This window comes from Methanosarcina hadiensis, assembly GCF_046529725.1.
Taxonomy (GTDB): Archaea; Halobacteriota; Methanosarcinia; order Methanosarcinales; family Methanosarcinaceae; genus Methanosarcina; species Methanosarcina hadiensis.
Map to the genome: position 1 here is coordinate 724124 of NZ_CP136241.1, position 18479 is coordinate 742602.

The 18479-nt window shown below is 41.8% G+C and carries 14 protein-coding genes and 1 pseudogene; 10 read left to right on the plus strand and 5 right to left on the minus strand.

Annotated features, from left to right (window positions below; genetic code table 11):
• Window positions 1-339: 339 nt before the first annotated feature.
• The 4 genes and pseudogenes from RSJ42_RS03185 to RSJ42_RS03200 all read left to right on the plus strand — a co-directional run.
• Window positions 340-1014 (plus strand): annotated as a pseudogene (locus RSJ42_RS03185) (pyridoxal-phosphate-dependent aminotransferase family protein); the annotation flags it as partial.
• A gap of 82 nt (window positions 1015-1096) precedes the next feature.
• Entirely contained in the window at window positions 1097-1561 is a 465-nt protein-coding gene (ribC, locus tag RSJ42_RS03190) for a riboflavin synthase (RefSeq protein ID WP_410509266.1), read from the plus strand.
• A 47-nt stretch (window positions 1562-1608) separates the two neighbouring features.
• Window positions 1609-2013 carry a 6,7-dimethyl-8-ribityllumazine synthase gene (ribH, locus tag RSJ42_RS03195; RefSeq protein WP_410509267.1) on the plus strand — a complete coding sequence of 135 codons (405 nt, stop codon included), beginning with the start codon at window positions 1609-1611 and terminating at the stop codon, window positions 2011-2013.
• 46 nt (window positions 2014-2059) lie between these two features.
• Entirely contained in the window at window positions 2060-3202 is a 1143-nt protein-coding gene (locus RSJ42_RS03200; protein WP_410509268.1) for a pyridoxal phosphate-dependent aminotransferase, read from the plus strand.
• A 25-nt stretch (window positions 3203-3227) separates the two neighbouring features.
• On the opposite strand, the gene RSJ42_RS03205 is transcribed toward RSJ42_RS03200, so the two are convergent.
• Complete coding sequence (locus tag RSJ42_RS03205; RefSeq protein WP_410509269.1) at window positions 3228-3683, minus strand: adenylyltransferase/cytidyltransferase family protein; 456 nt, start codon at window positions 3681-3683, stop codon at window positions 3228-3230.
• 339 nt (window positions 3684-4022) lie between these two features.
• Here RSJ42_RS03205 and RSJ42_RS03210 point away from each other — a divergent pair, with 339 nt between their 5' ends.
• Both RSJ42_RS03210 and RSJ42_RS03215 read left to right on the plus strand, forming a co-directional pair.
• Window positions 4023-5525, plus strand: a complete 1503-nt coding sequence (locus tag RSJ42_RS03210) for an L-aspartate semialdehyde sulfurtransferase (protein ID WP_410509270.1) — start codon at window positions 4023-4025, stop codon at window positions 5523-5525.
• A 2-nt stretch (window positions 5526-5527) separates the two neighbouring features.
• Window positions 5528-5914, plus strand: coding sequence for a 4Fe-4S binding protein (locus RSJ42_RS03215; protein WP_410509271.1), 387 nt, complete (start codon window positions 5528-5530; stop codon window positions 5912-5914).
• Between the two features lie 146 nt (window positions 5915-6060).
• Here RSJ42_RS03215 and RSJ42_RS03220 read toward each other — a convergent pair whose 3' ends face one another.
• The gene (locus RSJ42_RS03220; protein ID WP_410507168.1) at window positions 6061-7305 is read right to left on the minus strand and encodes an IS110 family transposase; all 1245 of its coding nucleotides are present in this window, start codon (window positions 7303-7305) and stop codon (window positions 6061-6063) included.
• Between the two features lie 329 nt (window positions 7306-7634).
• Entirely contained in the window at window positions 7635-9065 is a 1431-nt protein-coding gene (locus RSJ42_RS03225; protein ID WP_410508133.1) for a transposase, read from the minus strand.
• 473 nt (window positions 9066-9538) lie between these two features.
• Here RSJ42_RS03225 and RSJ42_RS03230 point away from each other — a divergent pair, with 473 nt between their 5' ends.
• The gene (locus RSJ42_RS03230; RefSeq protein WP_410509272.1) at window positions 9539-10363 is read left to right on the plus strand and encodes a DUF166 domain-containing protein; all 825 of its coding nucleotides are present in this window, start codon (window positions 9539-9541) and stop codon (window positions 10361-10363) included.
• 75 nt (window positions 10364-10438) lie between these two features.
• Here the strand turns inward: RSJ42_RS03230 and RSJ42_RS03235 are convergent, their stop codons facing one another.
• Window positions 10439-11164 carry an AIM24 family protein gene (locus RSJ42_RS03235; protein ID WP_410509273.1) on the minus strand — a complete coding sequence of 242 codons (726 nt, stop codon included), beginning with the start codon at window positions 11162-11164 and terminating at the stop codon, window positions 10439-10441.
• A gap of 201 nt (window positions 11165-11365) precedes the next feature.
• Between RSJ42_RS03235 and RSJ42_RS03240 the strand changes: the two genes are divergently transcribed.
• A complete protein-coding gene (locus tag RSJ42_RS03240; RefSeq protein ID WP_410509274.1) occupies window positions 11366-11728 on the plus strand; it encodes an Mth938-like domain-containing protein in 363 nt (120 codons plus the stop codon).
• Window positions 11729-11983: 255 nt separating this feature from the next.
• Here RSJ42_RS03240 and RSJ42_RS03245 read toward each other — a convergent pair whose 3' ends face one another.
• Complete coding sequence (locus RSJ42_RS03245) at window positions 11984-12862, minus strand: mechanosensitive ion channel family protein (RefSeq protein ID WP_410509275.1); 879 nt, start codon at window positions 12860-12862, stop codon at window positions 11984-11986.
• Window positions 12863-13249: 387 nt separating this feature from the next.
• Here RSJ42_RS03245 and RSJ42_RS03250 point away from each other — a divergent pair, with 387 nt between their 5' ends.
• Both RSJ42_RS03250 and RSJ42_RS03255 read left to right on the plus strand, forming a co-directional pair.
• Entirely contained in the window at window positions 13250-14527 is a 1278-nt protein-coding gene (locus RSJ42_RS03250) for a cell surface protein (protein ID WP_410509276.1), read from the plus strand.
• A gap of 308 nt (window positions 14528-14835) precedes the next feature.
• Complete coding sequence (locus tag RSJ42_RS03255) at window positions 14836-18063, plus strand: NosD domain-containing protein (protein ID WP_410509277.1); 3228 nt, start codon at window positions 14836-14838, stop codon at window positions 18061-18063.
• The last annotated feature ends 416 nt before the right edge of the window (window positions 18064-18479 follow it).

Below are 18479 nucleotides of genomic sequence, written 5' to 3' on the forward strand. Positions count from 1 at the left end.
AGGGAAACACATAAATTATATACTGGGACTCATAATCCTGAATCCTTGTTTAATCCAATGCTTAACCTCTCTGACGTGATCATATTATCATAGTAAGTGTTGGTTAAAGGAGATAAGGGCATAAACATGGAGCACCCATGGCACATTTATCTATGAAATATTACCCGGAATTATTTCGGAATTGAATGACTGAAATTTATCTAACTTCATAAACTTTCCTTAATAAATAATCGACAAAAGCGAATTTAATTTTTGATAAAGTTGGAGTAAAAAAATATGGATCTGGAAAATGCCCTCCTCATGATGCCCGGTCCCGTACCCGTTGCGTCGAGAGTGCTTATCAAGGAAAAGCTCGAGGAAGGGACAAAATCAATTACCCTTGTCCACAATGAGACCTCTGCAGGTATTATGAACCCTGCTGCTGAAATAGGCAAACTTACAAAAAAGCACGATGCCCTTTTTATTATGAAAGGCGTAACATCTCTCGGAGGAGACGAGGTTAAGGTCGATGAATTGGGCGTTGACATCGCAGTTGCAGGCTCACAGAAATGCTTTGCAGCTCCCCCGAGAATGGCAGCTGTCTCCGTAAGCGAAAAAGCCCTTGGGGCAATGGACAGTATAAAGAAGAGGCCATACTATAATGACCTTAAAGCATATAAAAAGAGCGGAGACAGGCCAAGGCCGGAAACACCCTATACGCCTGCAATTCCTCTTTTGTTTCCTCGGCTTAATGAATACAGCCAGTACTCCAACACTATCACTGCAATGAAATCACCTTCAGGGGTTGATGAAGAAGATATCAAAAATGATATGAAGAAGCGCGGTGTAATTATCGCTGGCGGGCAGGAACGCCTGAAAAGCAAGATTTTCAGGATTGGAAGCATGGGAAATGTGACAGCAAGGGATGTTCTGTCCACCGTCCAGCAGCTGGAGATAGTGCTGAACAAGCGCGGTCATATTGACAGCGTGGGAGCAGGCACTGAGGCTGCAGCAAGTGTTCTTGACAGGCTATGAGAGGGTTTTAATAATTCTCCATACCAGAGTCAATAATATTTAAAAAAATCCAGAAATATCTTTAAATCCCGATCGGATTCACATGCCAATAATAGGAATTGCAGATACCACGTTTGCGCGCTATAATATGGGGCGTGCAGCGATTGACGAGATACAGAAAAATGTATCCGTGCAGATTAAGAGGGTAACCGTACCCGGGATAAAGGACCTTCCGGTAGCAGCTAAAAAGCTTATTGAAGAAGAAGGCTGCGATATCGTAATGGCCCTTGGTATGCCCGGAGGCAAAGAAAAAGATAAAATGTGTGCTCATGAGGCTTCTCAGGGTCTTATTATGGCCCAGCTCATGACCAATACCCATATTATCGAGGTCTTTGTCCATGAGGATGAAGGAAAAGACGAGAAAGAACTCGCTTTCCTTATGGACAGAAGGCCGCGGGAACATGCATTAAACGTAATAAAACTGCTCTTCAAACCTGAAAAACTCGTAAAGGAAGCCGGTACAGGTCAGAGGCAGGGTTTTGAAGACGCAGGCCCTTTGAGAATGTGAAACGACTTTAGTGACATAATTAAAAACATGACTGGAGACCTTATTCGATGACTATCAGCCTAGGATTCGTTGTAGCTGAATTTAACAGAGATCTTACCTATCAGATGGAGCTGCTTGGTAGAGAGCATGCAGAGTTCCTGGGGGCAAAGGTTAAAGAGACTATTCTCGTGCCCGGAGTCTTTGACATGCCTCTTGCAATCAAGAAGCTCTGCCAGAGGGAAGATATTGATGCAGTAGTTACCATAGGGTCGGTAATCGAAGGCGAGACCGACCATGACCAGGTGGTTATGCAGCATGCCGCAAGAAAGATTATGGATCTTTCCCTTGAGTTCAACAAGCCAGTAACGCTTGGAATTCCGGGTCCGGGTATGACCAGAATGGCTGCTCATGAACGTGTCGACTATGCCAAAAGGGCAGTCGAGGCTGCAGTAAAGCTGGTACGGCGGCTGTAAACCTGCCTCAATAGTCTAGCAAAATGCAAAAACCAGGACCATCGCTATGACATCCGCAAGGCTTAAGCGTGTGGAAGAATCCGCAACGATCAGGATCTCCAACATTGCAACCAGAATGATTAAAGAGGGTATAGACGTTATCAACTTTAGCCTTGGCGAACCTGATTTCGATACCCCAAAAAATATCTGTGATGCTGCGGCAAAGGCTATGTATGAGGGAAAGACCCATTATGCCCCATCTGCAGGCATTCCGGAACTGAGGGCAGCAATTGCCGAAAAAATGAAGACTGAAAACCGCCTGGATGTGACCGAAAAAGATGTGCTGGTCACCCCGGGTGCAAAGCAGGGAATTTTCGAAATAATGATGGCGGCTCTCGATGACGGGGATCAGGCACTCCTTTTTGATCCTGCATGGGTGACTTATGACGCCTGCATTCGTTTTTCAGGGGCAGATACTGTCTGGGTTCCTACGGTTCCTGAAAAAGGTTTCCTGCCTGACAATTTTGCCGATTACATTAACAGCAAGACAAAGCTTATTGTTGTAAACAGCCCGGGCAATCCTACGGGTGGCGTATTCGGTAAAAAAACCCTGCAGTGCATTGCCGACCTCGCAATTGATCATGACCTCCTGGTAGTTTCAGATGAAATCTATGAGAAAATCATCTATGACCGGGAACATATCAGTATTGGCAGTTTCGACGGGATGCAGGAAAGGACTATTACTGTAAACGGTTTTTCCAAAGCATATGCAATGACAGGCTGGAGGCTTGGATACCTTACAGCTCCTCCTGAAATCTTCAAGCTCCTGCAGAAGATCCAGTCTCATTCGGTAAGCAGCGCCACCACCTTTGTCCAGTACGGCGGTCTTGAAGCCCTTCAGGGTCCGCAGGACGGGGTCAAGGCAATGGTAGACCGCTTTAAAATGCGCAGGGATATCCTCATTGACGGGCTGAACAAAATGGGTCTGGAATGTAAAAAGCCGGATGGGGCTTTCTATGCTTTTGCCAATGTGAGCGAATACGGCAACGGTACCGAAGTAGCTGAAAAGCTCCTTAAAGAAGCTCATGTGGCAGTAACCCCGGGAATTGCTTTTGGGGCTTCAGGCGAGGATTTTATCCGGATTTCCTATGCAACGTCAATTGATAGAATTCGTGAAGCTCTTGACAGGCTTGAAAAAGTATTCGCATAAACGGTATAGAGGTAGGGTAAGTAATTTACCCATACCGTTTAAGGACCTCTTTTATAATTGTGCCTGTACTGCAAAGTGGGCATTCTTTTGAAAGCGGGATCCTCCTCACTTTTGCGTGAAGCCCTCTTTTAATAAGTTCTTTTTCCAGAATCTCTGCATCATAACGCTGGTCATAGCCAAGAGCAATGATATCAGGTCTTATCTCCTTCAGGGGTTCAAACATATCTTTTTCACTGCCAAGAATGGCTTTGTCTACCGCTCCAAGTGCATTTACCATCTCAAGCCTCTGTTCCTCCGGAATTATCGGTTTTGGCTTATGAGTCACATTTGAGTCCCTTGCAACAATGACGAAAAGCTCATCTCCGAGAGCTTTTGCCTGTGTCAGAAAATAAACGTGCCCCGGATGGAGAATGTCAAAAGTTCCGGTAGCTAATACACGCGTCAATAAATCACCTGGTCTCGGGTAATACCCTGCAAGCATAAGAAACTTACTGAAAATACCCTCAATCCCCTGCCCATAAGAATTCTATGTTATACAGGCTGTAGATAGTGTGAACGGTTATTGATTATTCCGGAAATAATCTTAATCTTAATGAGTTTGCAATTACCGTAAGTAATATATATGGTTCGAAAATATGACTAATAATTATTGAAACGAAAACATGACAGCAGTAAAAAAAGTAATCAGATACAAAATAATGCAATGCCGGAATGTTTGAGTCCTCTTATAGCTGGCTGTTACCCAAGGGATTATCACAAGTAATATATAATTCTGGCAAAAATTACCATCTAGATAAGTTTATAGCAAGAGGAAACCCGTATGGTTAAAAAATCTATTCATGAGATTAATAAAAAAATTGAAGAAGGGAGTGTCAATGTAGTTACCGCCGAGGAAATGGTCGGAATTGTCGAAAACCTTGGCGTAGAAGGTGCTGCAAAAGAAGTGGATGTGGTTACTACCGGCACTTTCGGAGCAATGTGCTCTTCAGGTTTGATGCTTAACCTTGGTCATTCGGAACCCCCTATCAAGATTCAGAGAGTATGGTTCAATAATGTTGAAGCATACAGCGGGATTGCCGCTGTTGACGCTTATCTTGGGGCCGCCCAGATCTCAAACACGCGTGGGATACAGTATGGCGGAGCACATGTCATTGAAGACCTGTTAAGGGGAAAAGAAATCAATGTGCATGCAACTTCTTATGGAACAGACTGCTACCCAAGGAAAGTTCTTGATACAACAATCACCCTTGAAGACCTGAACGAAGCGGTTCTTCTCAATCCCAGGAACGCCTACCAGAAATATAATGCTGCGACAAACAGCTCCAAAAGAATCCTCAATACTTATATGGGCGAGCTTCTCCCCAACTACGGGAACGTTACTTACTCCGGTGCAGGAGTGCTTTCCCCCCTTTCAAACGATCCCGGCTATGAAACCATAGGTACAGGCACAAGGATTTTTCTGGGAGGCGCCCAGGGCTATGTTATAGGAAACGGGACCCAGCATTCTCCTTCGGGCGGGTTCGGAACCCTTATGCTTAAAGGAAACCTGAAAGAGATGAGCCCTGAATATTTAAGAGCAGCCTCTTTTACAGGTTACGGGACAACTCTCTACATGGGGATCGGAATTCCTATCCCTATCCTGAACGAAAAGCTCGCAGCTGCAACTGCGGTTCGCGATGAGGACGTCACTACCAGTGTGCTTGATTACGCTGTGGGAAGCAGGGATAAGCCTGTGATCAGGCAGGTAAACTATGCCGAACTCAGGTCAGGTTCCGTGCAGATTGAAGGAAAGGATGTCCCAACCTCTTCCCTGTCAAGCTTCAAGAACGCAAGAAAGATTGCAAATGAACTCAAGGAATGGGTAAAGCACGGCAGGTTCTTTGTCAGCGCGCCTGTGGAAAAACTTATCCGCGAAGGCTCTGCAAAGCCCATGAAACAGACTCAGGCAGTGCCTCTTGTAAAAGATGTTATGTCCGACTTTATTGTTTCCATTAAAAAGGACCAGACTGTCCAGGATGCTGCAAAAAAGATCTGGGAGAATTCTTTCAACCACCTTGCAGTAGTTTCTGATACGGGTGAACTGGTAGGAATCCTCACAGCCTGGGACATCTCGAAAGCCGTTGCACAAAGTAATTACGATTCCGTAGAAAGTGTGATGACGAAAAAGGTCCTTACCTGTGCCCCTAACGAACCTGTGGACCTTGCAGCCCGCAGGCTTGACCGCTACGGCGTTTCGGCAATGCCTGTGATCGATGCACAGAAAAAGGTACTTGGAATTATCACAAGCGACAATATAAGCAAGCTCTTTGCAAGGAGGTACTGAGCATGAAAATAAAGATATGCATCCCTACTGAAAGGATACATAACCCCATTATCTCCGAGTCCATTATCGAAACAGGAATTTCAATTAATATTATGGTCGCAAACATTGACTCAACCTATGGAGAGCTGATTGCAGACGTTAAGGATTCCAGGTTCGATAAAATTAAAAATGCTCTTGAGTCAAGAGGAGCAATAGTTGCAATTCTTGATCGCCCCATTCACAGGGATGAAGAGGAATGTGTTGAATGCGGAGCCTGTATTTCTGTCTGCCCGATGAACGTTTATTCCTTTGATGAAAACTGGAGCCTCTGTGTGGACGAAAAGAAATGCATCCAGTGCGGCATGTGCATCAAAATGTGCCCGCATGCGGCTTTAAAGCTTGGAGAATGAAGAAACTGATTCAGGCTTTTTCTTTTTTCTATTCTTCTCTTTCTCAGCTTTTATCAGCTTATTTTTTCTTTTTTTCTTTTCTCTCTTTTCTTTTCTCTCTTTTCTATTTTCTCTCTTTGGCATGAAAGTCCGTGATGAGAAATCCATCACGTACTCTCTCCTTCCTTTTTTCCCATAATTGCAATAATTCCACTAATTATTGTTATCCGTTCATCAACTGAGAATCTCTCAGTTTCCACAATCTTCCTCTTTTGAATTTCTCCTTTTTCGTATCCTGTTTCATCTTCGTACATCTCATCCTTTGTAATCAGATGCCATATTATCGTTGCAATTTTCCTTGCCAGGGCAATAATCGCCTTTGCATGTCCAATTGATTTCTTTTTTCTGTTGAAAAACTCTTTTAACTTGCTATTTTTCTTTCTTGCTGCTGCCTGAGCAATCTGAGTCAGAATCCACCTTGCTACTTTAGATCCTCTCTTAGTGATTCTTCCGTTGTGGTATTTATCCGCAGATTGATACACATTTGGAACCAGGCCAAGCCATGAAGCAAGTTTATCTCCCGATGGAAAATCGCTAAATTTTTCTATTTCAGCAATCAGAGTTGCCGCACCAAGCTCTCCAATTCCCGGAACTGACATTAAAATTTCCATTTCCCTTTTATGTTTTTGATAAGCATAATTGAAAATTTCCCTTTCCAGAACTTTAATTTCATCATCTAAATGTTTTATAAGGTCCAGACATATCTGAAGTCTGATTGAAGCACTCTGGGATATTTCTCTGTCCAGAATTTCTCTTATCTGAACACTTTTTTTCCTTACATTTGGAGAAAGAGATTCTATAATCAGGTCAACATTTTTTCCTGAAGAGATTCCATCTAGAATTGCTCTACCATTTTTTCCAAAAATATCAGTCAGCACATCACCCATATGTAACATTTCGGAAGAGAGAACAGCATGAGCTTCATTTTTTATATCTGTTCTTTTTCTTACAAGAGTTAAGCGAAGCCTAACGTATGACCTGAATTCTCTATGCTTTTTAGGAAAAACTCTTGATGGTTGAACCATTTTGTTCAATGCAAGTTGTGCAATTACTTCCGAATCTATTTTGTCCGTTTTTTTATGTGTAAATGCCTTCATATCTCGAGCATTCCCAACTATAACAGGCAAATGATCTATCAATGCCTCATAAATCGGAACCCAGAAGTCACTTGTTGATTCACAGGCAACAACATCACATTTTTCTAATGTTACCCAATTTTTAAGGTTTAAAATCCCATCATTATCTCTGGCAAAACGCTGTTGCTGTTTTTCACCTGATCTGCTGAGGATAGTAGCAATAACAAAACGTTTGTGAATGTCTAAACCACAAGATTTGTTTATTTCTCCGTCCAATTTACATTACTCCATCATTTCCATGGACAGTAGGATTGCCTCAAAGGCAATTTGGCATCCGTGATCAAAGTCACATCTGGGCCTTCGATGGCAATTCATTGGTTAGTTTTTTGACGGCTTCGGAGAACCAAAGAGAAAACAACCTGCCTGTCCAAAGGTAATGATGGAGTAAGTAAACAAAAAAGGTAATTGAGAAGGACTTTCATTCTTTGGGCATGTTATTCAACCTCAGTTTGACAGTTTCCACTAATTGATACTTTTTTTCCTTTCTTTTTTGTCCCAACTGGATTTGACGATTCTTTAAAATTTATTAAAATTTATTACATATTCTATATAATTCCATTCCTTTTTGTTACTAATAAGCTATTGATCCTATCAAAATTCGCAAAAATATAGTTTTTAACTCCATTTATCTTGAACTTGATTGTAAGTGTCAAATTCTTCAAGCTTTTTTTAATGAATTTTGTAGACGTATGTTTTATCTCCTCAAATTCATATCGCATCAGCGATATGAATAATTGGGCTATAAATCCAAGGATAATAGCTCCATAAATGCTATCGTCTGACCAGACTCTCAACGGCTTAATCTGGATTTCATTTTTCAACGAATGGAATATTTTCTCAATAGAATCCTTTTTTCTGTATGTTATCAATGCATCTTGAAGTGTCAAATCCCTGTTCGATTTCAGACAAAAAAATCCTTCTCTTCCGTTAATCAATGAAGCTTTCAGGAGTTCTATAGCTTCCTCATCACTAAGCTCTTCGAGCTTAGTTCTAAAACAGTAATCAATCTCAATCAACTCATTATTTATTCTGAATTTCTTAGGAAGCTTTTTGTTGTTTACTAAAGCCTTCTGAATCTCTTTTGCTTCCTTTAATTTCTTCAGAACAGCTCTTGCTTTTGCTTCTAACTGTCTTTTCTGTAAAGATTCAGAGAAATAGAAATACTTACTGCTGCTAGGCTTGACGATTTTTATCCCATATATACCTTTTTGGGAATCTATCAGTTCTGCTTTTTCCAGATCAAAGTTCTCGATTATTTTATCGTCACTTGTATTCAGTTTCATGGCAGTGAGATAGTCCATCTCAGCATCCTGTATACTCTTGAGATTATCAGTGGTGTTAGCTCCTTTATCAAAAATAATAAGAGAACCCTTTTTAAGTCTGCTTTTTACCTGGTTATAAGTGTCAGAGAAGTGCTCCAGGTCAAGAACGTTTCCTCGATTCACGGTAACACCAATAGGAATGTTAATGGGATTAGTTAATTCACTGATTCCAACGGTTATCTGCAGCTTATCAGGCCTGTGATCTCTACTATACCCGTATTTACCAAGGTTGGATTTAGTCCCGTAAAGAACTATACTCGTCCAATCAAGGTTTATATTTGTCTCTTCAAAATCGTAGACAGAAAACAGAGAATCAAGAATGTCAGAGAGGATTTCCTCTCTATTACGTCCTAAAAGTTCAAGAGTTCTGTAAAGAACTCTTTCATGAAACCTTTCAAGATTTAAGATATCAAGAATTTCTCCCTGATTTAACCATTTACCAGCTTCTTTGATACTAAAATTCTCAGTTAATTTGTAGCTTAACAATCCAATTAGTAAACTATTGAGATCAAGACCCCTGCTTTTATGTTTGCTAAAAATATCAAAGAAATTAAGCTTTTCATAAAAGAGTTGGACAGCAAGAATTGATCCGATAGGAACACTTATATTCTTGTTAGGAATTGTAGGAAACGCTCTCTGTTTTGTGATGTTCATTTGACCGAATTACACAAAATAGAGAGCACTTATTTTTATCTAACTGTCAAAGTCAGGATTCAAAGAATTTCATGTGCGTTTTTTAGTTTTTGTTTAGCTTATTTTCTCAGCTTTTTATTCAGCTTATTTTCTCAGCTTTTTATTCAGCTATTCTTTCAGCTTTTTCAGCCTGCAACATCAAATGGGAGTATAGGAGTGGATACCAATTTCTATTATGAAACTCTCATTATTTATAGATTGAAACAAATAATTATAATGTACAGCAAGACAATAACAGGCGAAAGCTGCCTCTGTCAGAAGTATTTGCGGTCTGAAATTCCTTCTGCCAGAACTGGATTTTAATAGCTTATCAGCAACCTCTACAAAACAGGTTTTTTCTCTTCTTTTCCATCACGAGAGATAAAACAGGTGAGGGATCTTTACAAAATTGAATTATGAAGTGGTTTGAAGTCCTTAAAAGGGGGAATAAAAATATGAAAATCCTTGTACTTTATTCAGGCGAACTGGGAAAAAAGGTTATACATAATCTGGTAAACTCGTCCACCTTCTGTGTTTCGTGCGGTGAGCTCTGCAACCACTGCCGTCAGGCAAGGAAATCTTATGCAAACCTGATAGTGGGAATCCATGAATTTCCGGACGACCTGCCAACCTTTATCGAAGAGCCCTCCCAGTATATGCCTCCGAATCTTCCGGCATGTGACCTGATACTTGCTATAGGCATCCATCCCGACCTCTATGCAGCCATTCCGGAAGTAGTTCAAAAAACGGGGGCAAAAGCCGTAATCGCACCTTCCGAGGACTCAAAAAAGACTCCTGCAGGGGTTCTTGAACAGCTCAGAAAAGAACTCGAAGCCACAGGTGTCGAATTCGAGGCTCCAAAACCTTTCTGTGCCCTCGAAAAAACCGGAAAGCCGGTAATAGATTCTTTCGTGGATCTCGGTTTCGGAAAGCCTGTGCTCAGGATAGAAATGAGCCCGGACGGAAAAATGTTCATAGGTGCAGGCGTAATCAGGGATGCACCCTGCGGTTCGACATGGTTTGTCGCAAAAAAACTCGGCTGGACCGACCTTCCGGGATACAAGGAAACCATATCAGGAGCCCACCATTCCTATCCCTGTACCGCGAGCATGGACAAAGACCCGCAGATTGGGGATACTATCCTTCACAAAGCCGGATATATCATAAGAGAGGCTGTGGAAGACGGAATGGAATGTGAGAAAAAGGAGAAAGAAAGGTTTTCGGCAACCTGCAGTGATACCTGCTGTGATGAAGCCCAGGCTCCGGCTTTTGAAAATTGAAAAGAGGAAATAACGGAGGCACATTTTTTCCGTGCCTTTTTTCCTCAGGTAAAAAACATTTGTTAAGTTATCAAGTTAAGTATAAACGTTTACGGTTGAAACCCCTTTTCTTGTCTGCGTCTGGGAATTAATTTCTTCATAGGGCTGTACTACTACGAATCCTTCTCCCCTGAAAATCATCTGGACGGATTCTCCGGTACTTCTTCCGATGCTGGTTTTCAGCGAGAGCTCACTTTTTACTTCCGGCTCCAGGTTCCCTGTCCAGGCAACTGTGGTGTTGGGGTCTGTGAAGATCGGCCGCTCCCTGGTCACTCTGAAGGTCAGAGGCTCATGATGGGTAGTGATGGCAACTATGCCAGTTCCTTCAAGTTTTATATTGTAAATCTCATTTTCCGTTACTCCCAGAAATTTTTTCATCATCCTGATGTCCCAGCTGATCGAATCTTCTATGGCAAGTATATCATTGAAGTTTACATATATAGAGTCCCTTTCAAGTTTCAGGACCGAAATTCTCTTTCCTTTATCTGCAAGATAGAGTTTTCCAACTCCTTCTGTTTTTATAAGGTTTACTTCTTCTCCTCCCATGGATATCTTTACCATCTTTCCAAGCCCATGCTCGAGTGTACCTTCTCGTGTAAACCTTATATTCCCTGTATATGCTACCATTGACCCCATCTTTGTCCATATAACACCCCGGAGATTTACTCCCAGCAGGTGTTCTTTTTCCAGTTCAAAAACTCCCTGCCCAGGGGCTTTCTTTCCAGTGTTTCTTATAAAATCTTCCAATAAATAGCCGCCCATATTTTACCTCTGGGTATAGTTTATATTTTTTAATACTGTTTCTGTTTAATATATTCTAATAAATATAAATAAGTATTCCTGTGTTTTTCTGAGAAGCAATGAAATAAGAAACCAGCAACTCCCTGTTATTTATATAATGCATGCAAAACAATTGTAAAACATAAGATCTCGTTTTTCAGAATTAGTTTCAAGAGGCAGACCATGAAACCAAAGATCGATTCCACAAGTTTTGGTTCAATCACTGTAGAAGGAGAGGCTTTTGATTACGATATCCTTATCCGTCTTGACGGGAGGGTGGAAAAACGGGAAAAAGCTCTCTCAAAGGAAAAGTACGGGACTTCCCATAAAATTTCTCTTGAAGAAGCAGAGCAAATTTACGAGGAAGGGGCAGAAAAAATCATTATAGGGACCGGACAGACAGGCTTTGTGGAACTTTCTGAAGAAGCTGAAGATTTTTTCAGGGAAAAAAGATGCGGGATAGAACTCTTCCCAACGCCCTGGGCAATTGAGCGCTGGAATGAGATAGAAGGCAGGGTTGCTGCAATGTTTCATATAACCTGTTAAATAGGGTAACAGATCCATCAGGAATAAAAAATAGATCCGTTGGAAAAAAAACGCGCCTGTTGGAAATAAAATGGATAATTGACAGGAATTGATAGTCAATCTAAAATTGGTCAGAGCTGTCTGTATTTTTGATGTGACAGCTCTACTTTTCGGTTCAAGCATTAACTGTATTTTTTCTGCTTTTAACCAATGTTTTTCGGGTGCTTTTATTCCTGGTACTTTTACTCCTTTTCCAGTGCTTTTATTCCAGCATTATTAGTCCAGGTTTATTATTCCAATACCCTTTGCCTGAATCTCCGTTGCTTCCCTTTTTATCTCCTTTACATGTATATCCATCTGAGGGAAGGGAATTTCAATTCCTTCTCTTTTGTAAGCCTCAAAGATCCCGGCGGTAAGGTTATTCTTTACAGCCATAAGATCTCCGGTCTTTGTCCAGGCCCTTAGCTGCAGATTTACGGAAGAATTGGCAAGTTCCGTGGCGATTACTGAAGGTCCCGGGTCCTGGAGTACAAGGGGATGCCTTTTCATAAGGTCAATGGCTATTTTTATAGCCTGCTCGATATCCGAAGAATAGCTGATACCCACGTCTACGGAAGCCCGTCTGGTAGGCATGCGGGTCATGTTAACAATTGAACTTCCCCAGACAAGCTTATTCGGGATTGTTATTAACTGGTTGTCAGCAGTCAGGAGTTCCGTTGACATAATCCCTACTGACTTTACTTTTCCTGTTTGCCCGTTTAAAATAACCATTTCTCCCATGTCAATTGGCCTGACGGCAGCAACCCATACTCCAGATGCTATGTTGGTAAAGGTATCCTGCATGCCAAGTCCCAGTACCAGGCCTATCACTGCAGAAAGCCCTACCACATAACTGTCCACATCAAGACCGAGGCTTTTCAAAAAAACCAGGGCAACTATGACATACAGGAGAATACTCAGAAAATTTTCAAGAAAATGCATTGTGAGGTCAGGCAGCTTTGCTTTTTCGATTCCTTTCCTGAAAATACGTGCAAGGAGTTTTACTGTAAAAATACCTGCAATCAGTACTGCCATTGCGAAAATCAGTCTGGATAGTGTTATGTCAGTGTAAGGAATCATCTGCTCTAATATTCCATTGCTTACCTCGCCATCCATTTTTTTAAATCTCCTGTTTCTGTTTCTTGGATTTTTATCGAAGTATAGAAGAGGTTAAAAGATACCTTATTTTTTCCTGTCGACTGCATCCTGCTCTTAGTCAGGAACAGAACTAAAGAACAGGATCTAGAGCAAACTTTAACATATACAGAGACTAAAGAAATATGTCTTGAATAATTGCGTCAAATGATTAAATTGCATCAAGTGATTAAATTGCATCAGATGATAAAACCACATCAAATGATTAACTTTACCATACCACAATCTCTCTTAAATTATTTATTACTTCCTGTATTAATCTTTACTGAATCCTGAAACTTATACAGTTATATGCCTGTAAACCCATTGTTTTCATATCTATATTATCAAATTCAGGGAAGGCCTAAATTGAAATGGATTAAAAAGCTCTTCGGAAAGCAAGAAAGCTCACACGAGAATAATATTTCCAGTGAAATAAGTTTTGATGAACTGCCTGCATGGCTGGATAGAAGTTCTCAAAAGATATTTTCTGAGATAGAAAATGATGCCTCAGGCCTTTTTAAGGAGCTTGGGGCTGCGATCTCTGAACTTAAGGAAAGCAATAAAAGGCTTCTCGAAGCAAAAGTTGAAGGTAATTTTGATATAAGGGCTGTAAAGCGAGCGAAGAGCAACCGAGAAAATGTAACAAAGCAGGTCGGAGTATTCATAGATAAGCTCGGAATTCCAGAAAACAAAGATTTCAAAGCTCTGAAAGGGTTTTATGAGACAGCTATGCAGAACCTTAACACCTGTCTCGAACATATGAACCGGAGCTTCCGGTATACCAGACCTGTCTTCCCCGAGGAGTCAAAAGATGTTACTGACAGCCTTGGAAGGATCGGACACATCCTTAACCAGCTCAGGGAAACAATCCGCAGCCATAGTCGAGAAATGGAATCTATTGAAGCAGCCTCCAAAAACATAGCCGAGTTAAGGGAGTTATCTGTTTTAATAAAAACTGAAACAATGGAACTCGAATCTAAGAACCAGAAGCTTCAGGCTTTAAAAGATGAAGCTGCCAGGACAGGCAAAGCTCTTGAAGAGTTCAAACACGGGGAAGCCTGGCAAAAACTTCAAAGCCTTCAGGAAGAACTAACCCTGGCAGGAGAAAGGTTTAAGAAAGCCGAGACAGGTCTGAGCTCTCTTATCCTTCCTCTCTCAGGCAACTTCTCAAGAATAAAGAAACTCCATGAAAGCGGCAAATATACCTTAAAACCGGAGGTAAAAAAGCAGCTTGATATCAGCCTTGAAGATCCTGCCAGCCTTAATCCTTCCTTTTTACCTGAGCTCCAGAAGGTCTTCGAGGACCCTGCCCTTGATATACAGGCTCAGAAAAAAGAAAAAGCTCTTACACAGGTCAGGGTCGCAGCCTTGGGTTTTGAAGAGAAGAAAAAAGAGTACATTGAGGCCCGGAATGCTTTTGAAGCCAAAAAATCCGAACTTGCAAACTCGGATACCGGAGAACTTGTCGGACTTGAACGTAAGGAAACAGAACTCCTTGCAAGAGTCAATCTTCTTCAAGAAGAAATCGAAAGTTCCGAAAAGAAACTGACTGTTTTAAAAGAGAATCTTAAATCCAGAGAAGAAAAACTTCAGGAGAGTATTGCCGCGATTGATAACGGTGTAAAAATTCAACACTCGCAATGAAATTTCAGGACACTCGCACCTGATGAACTGCAACATGCCTGTACTTCAAAAATACCGCTTACACTACAGTTTTCTTACCGATTAGCTTAACAATTTATCTTATCTGTCTATCTTATAAATATATAATTCATCAGCTCTTTAATTCTAGTCTGGAAACTTAATTTCGTGGGGAACCGGGAGCTTTTTCAGGTCATTATCCGTTATATATGGTCTTTGTGTAACTGAAGAGGCTTTCCGGGGAATTTCAATATGCTGATGTGCTGGTATTTATGGGTAGGGCATTGTTGCGTTTATTTGTTAGTTTATGTGTGATCTCTGTTTTTCTTTCAGGAGCTATGTTTTCCTGTTTTTCGGAGCTGAAGAGAGTTTCTGCGGCTGAGTCTATTCTGGCCGGGAATGACGGCGGGAATAGCAGTAAAAATAGCAGTATTATCCTGACAGGGGCAGGAGATCAGGTCCCCGGCCTATCCGAAAAACCTTTAAATCCTGGTTATGAAAAGCTTTCAAGAGACTTGCTTCAGCTCTGTGACGGGCGCTATCTTTCAGAAGAAGAGTCTTCTGCGACTCTGCGTGCCCGTATGGTTAAGCTGGGGCAGTTAAGCCAGGAAGACCCTGTTTTGAGAAAAGCAGCCAGCCCGGTAGAAGGCCCGGAGAACCCTGCCGGTTCGGGGATGAATGCCAGTAAGTCATCTTTTCTTCCTGCTGAAAAGGTATATGTGTATATTTACCTGGAACCTCTGTCAGACAGCAGCATACTTGACGGATACTGCGAGGTCATAGAAAAGGATGAAGAGAACCATATTGCAGTAGCCTGGGTTCCTCTTGAATCCCTTGAGTCTCTTGCTTCTCTTCCAGAAGTAAGGGATATTCAAACGGTCCTTCCTCCTTTTGTCAGGCAGGGAAATACGGTCTCAGAGGGAGATTTTATTCTTAAATCTTCCAGACTAAGGGAGTCTTACGGAGTGAATGGGACAGGAATAAAAATCGGAATCATATCCGACGGCGTGGACCGCCTGGAGGACACACAGGCTACTGGGGATGTTTCCTATGGTGTGTATATCCTGAGCAACAGGATGGAGGGGAGTGAAGGTACTGCTATGCTTGAAATCGTGCAGGATATTGCTCCGGGGGCAGAACTTTATTTCCATGACTGTGGGTCCAGCAGGCTTGAGTTCAACAGGGCGGTTGATGCTCTTGTAAGTGAAGGCTGTATTATCATCTGTGACGATATTGGCTGGCTCTCCGAACCTTTCTTTGAAGACGGAATAGTGGCAGATCATGTGAAGGAAGTTATAAGAGATCACGACATCCTGTACATAAGTTCTGCAGGGAACTCCGGGGACAGTCATTACCAGGGAGCCTTTTACGATAATGGCAGTGGCTGGCATGATTTCAGCAGCGGCAAAAAAGAGGTAACGGACCTGCAGCTCGAAATCCAGCCTTCGGGTGAGGCATGGGTTTTTCTTCAATGGAACGACAGATGGGAACAATCAGGAAATAATTATGACCTTTACCTTATGAATAAAGAAACTTCAGAAACCATCGCGTCCAGTAAAGTTTTCCAGGACGGAGACAATCTGCCCCTTGAATATATAATGTATGCAAATGAAGGAAACAGTACTATTAACGCTTCTATTGAAATTAAAAAAGTTTCCGGGGAAACAAAAGAACTTGAACTTTATATCTACTACTGGCCCGGAGTAACGGTCAGTCCCGAAAACATTATCGCCAAAGACTCAATTTTCGGACATCCTGCACTGCCTGAAGTAGTAACTGTGGGGGCAGTCGGCAACGGCGTATCAGGAAATTATAAGATAGAATCTTTCTCTTCCGTAGGTCCGGCTACAATTTACTATCCTTTTCCGGAGGTTCGTCCGAAAGCTGATATTTCAGGGCCTGATGGAGTAAGCATCACGGGTGTGGATGGGATTTCGGAGCGATTTTACGGTACGAGTGCTTCTTCCCCTCATGTTGCAGCTATTGCAGCCCTTGTATGGAGCGATTTTCCAGAAAAGTCGGCAATGGATATAAAAAGGCTGCTTTATACCTCTTCAACAGACATCGGTGAACCAGGATATGATACTATTTTCGGGTATGGCCTTGTGGACGCTTCCAGAATGCATGAAAAGGCGTCAGAAGCTCCTTCCATCTTGACCGTGAAGACTGACGGAAGCGGAGATTTTTCTTCAATCTCTGAGGCTATAAATAACAGCAAACCCGGAGATTCCATTCTTGCATATCCGGGAGCATACCGGGAAAATATAGATGTTCCCTGGTCCCTTAACTTGAGTTCCGCTTCCGGAAAACCCTGGGATACCGTTCTAGAAGCTGAAAATTCGGAGAAGGCTGTTTTTCATGTGACTGCAAATTCTGTGAACATCAGCGGCTTCGGAATAAACGGCTCTGCTAGAGCTGGCATATACCTCGAAAGTGCAGATGGATGCAGGTTTACGAATAACAAAATATCAGGCTGCGCCCAGGGCATCCTGCTTGAAAACTCATTCAATAATACTCTTGCTGGAAACAACATCTCAAATAATACTGAAGGTCTCAGGTTAACGGATTCTTTCCTGAATACAATTTTCGAAAATGAATTTGATAATAGTATCAATGTCAACGAAAATTCCAGTCAAGACTCTTCAAGCGGATCAGGACTTTCGAACGCCTGGAACACAACTTCAGATGCAAGTTATCTGTACAATAGCGGGATCTACAGGAGCCGATTTGGAAACTTTTATTCGAATTACCAGGGGTCTGATGCAGATCGCAATGGCATAGGAGACCTTCCTTATGGCAGCGATTCTTTTCCGCTTATTGCCAGATTTGCAGCGTACTCCACCGGTTTTGAAATAGGGAATATAACTCCTTCCCGGGACCCTGCCTTAACTGATGTGGATACTGTGGAATTTGCAGTCAGGTCTACAGGAAATTGCACTTTCAGCTGGCTGATAAACGGAATTTTGCTGCAGAAAAATGAGTCTGTTTCTTTTGCTGTCCTTTCAATTGATACTGGCAAATTAATGGATAGTATTAATGAAATCAGCAATGATGCTCCCTTAAAGGGTGAATACAATCTGACCGTTATTGCAGCAAATAATTCTTCAACCCTGCAGCACAGCTGGAACCTGACCGTCAGCCCTGCAGAGAAAAGAACAGACGCATCTGAGAGCATAAGTGAAGATAGTATAGTCAGGAGCAGCAGCTCAGAAGTAGAAAGCAAAAAAAGCTTACGAGACAGGGAGAGCGGAGGAAGCGATGGGACTGCAATTTCTCCTGTATCACTAGGTAATATTGAAAACATTGAAAACAAAGAGCTGGCTCAGAGAGGTCCTTTGCGGTTTTCCTCTCAAACAACTTCAGAGAAAAATTCGCCTGAAACAGGTCCGGATGGGGCGCCGGAAGTATGGGTCATACGCGAGAATGAGAGCAATTCGCCAGAAGCGAGCAGAGAAAATGAAAGGAACATCCCATTCTTCAGTTTTGGGATGTGTATTATTATTCTGCTGACTGTCGACCTGTGGATTAAACGGAAATGAAACCCAGATCAAAATTACCATACCTCTGATATTTCCATATCAAAGTAGTAAGGGCTGGTTTAGACTGCCTGGTTCTGGTCCATTCAGCCTTACCCGTTATATTGAGCCTTTCTTATCCCGCTCGACGAAGGAGAGCAATCTTCTTAAAAAGACAAAAAGAAAAGACCCGAAAATAGTAATCTACTTCGTTCTCCAGGTTTTCATAATTCATCTATTTTTTCTCACTTCTATTTCTTCTCTCTTCAGCTTTTTTCTGCTTTATGGGAAGGGCTGCCAGACAGACTGGAGGAAGCTTCCTATATTTAATTGTAAATTAAAACCGGCTTTCGGGAAAGAGTGTATTATTTGGAAACTCTTTTAAAGGAGCATTCAGTTACCTGATAATATATTCTGGTTCCTGTGCTGATTTCATATTT

Coding starts and splice junctions, on each gene's coding strand:
- ribC (WP_410509266.1), top strand. CDS start 1,097: ATGCCAATAATAGGAATTGCAGATACCACGTTTGCGCGCTATAATATG.
- ribH (WP_410509267.1), top strand. CDS start 1,609: ATGACTATCAGCCTAGGATTCGTTGTAGCTGAATTTAACAGAGATCTT.
- RSJ42_RS03200 (WP_410509268.1), top strand. CDS start 2,060: ATGACATCCGCAAGGCTTAAGCGTGTGGAAGAATCCGCAACGATCAGG.
- RSJ42_RS03205 (WP_410509269.1), bottom strand. CDS start 3,683: ATGCTTGCAGGGTATTACCCGAGACCAGGTGATTTATTGACGCGTGTA.
- RSJ42_RS03210 (WP_410509270.1), top strand. CDS start 4,023: ATGGTTAAAAAATCTATTCATGAGATTAATAAAAAAATTGAAGAAGGG.
- RSJ42_RS03215 (WP_410509271.1), top strand. CDS start 5,528: ATGAAAATAAAGATATGCATCCCTACTGAAAGGATACATAACCCCATT.
- RSJ42_RS03225 (WP_410508133.1), bottom strand. CDS start 9,065: ATGAACATCACAAAACAGAGAGCGTTTCCTACAATTCCTAACAAGAAT.
- RSJ42_RS03230 (WP_410509272.1), top strand. CDS start 9,539: ATGAAAATCCTTGTACTTTATTCAGGCGAACTGGGAAAAAAGGTTATA.
- RSJ42_RS03235 (WP_410509273.1), bottom strand. CDS start 11,164: ATGGGCGGCTATTTATTGGAAGATTTTATAAGAAACACTGGAAAGAAA.
- RSJ42_RS03240 (WP_410509274.1), top strand. CDS start 11,366: ATGAAACCAAAGATCGATTCCACAAGTTTTGGTTCAATCACTGTAGAA.
- RSJ42_RS03245 (WP_410509275.1), bottom strand. CDS start 12,862: ATGGATGGCGAGGTAAGCAATGGAATATTAGAGCAGATGATTCCTTAC.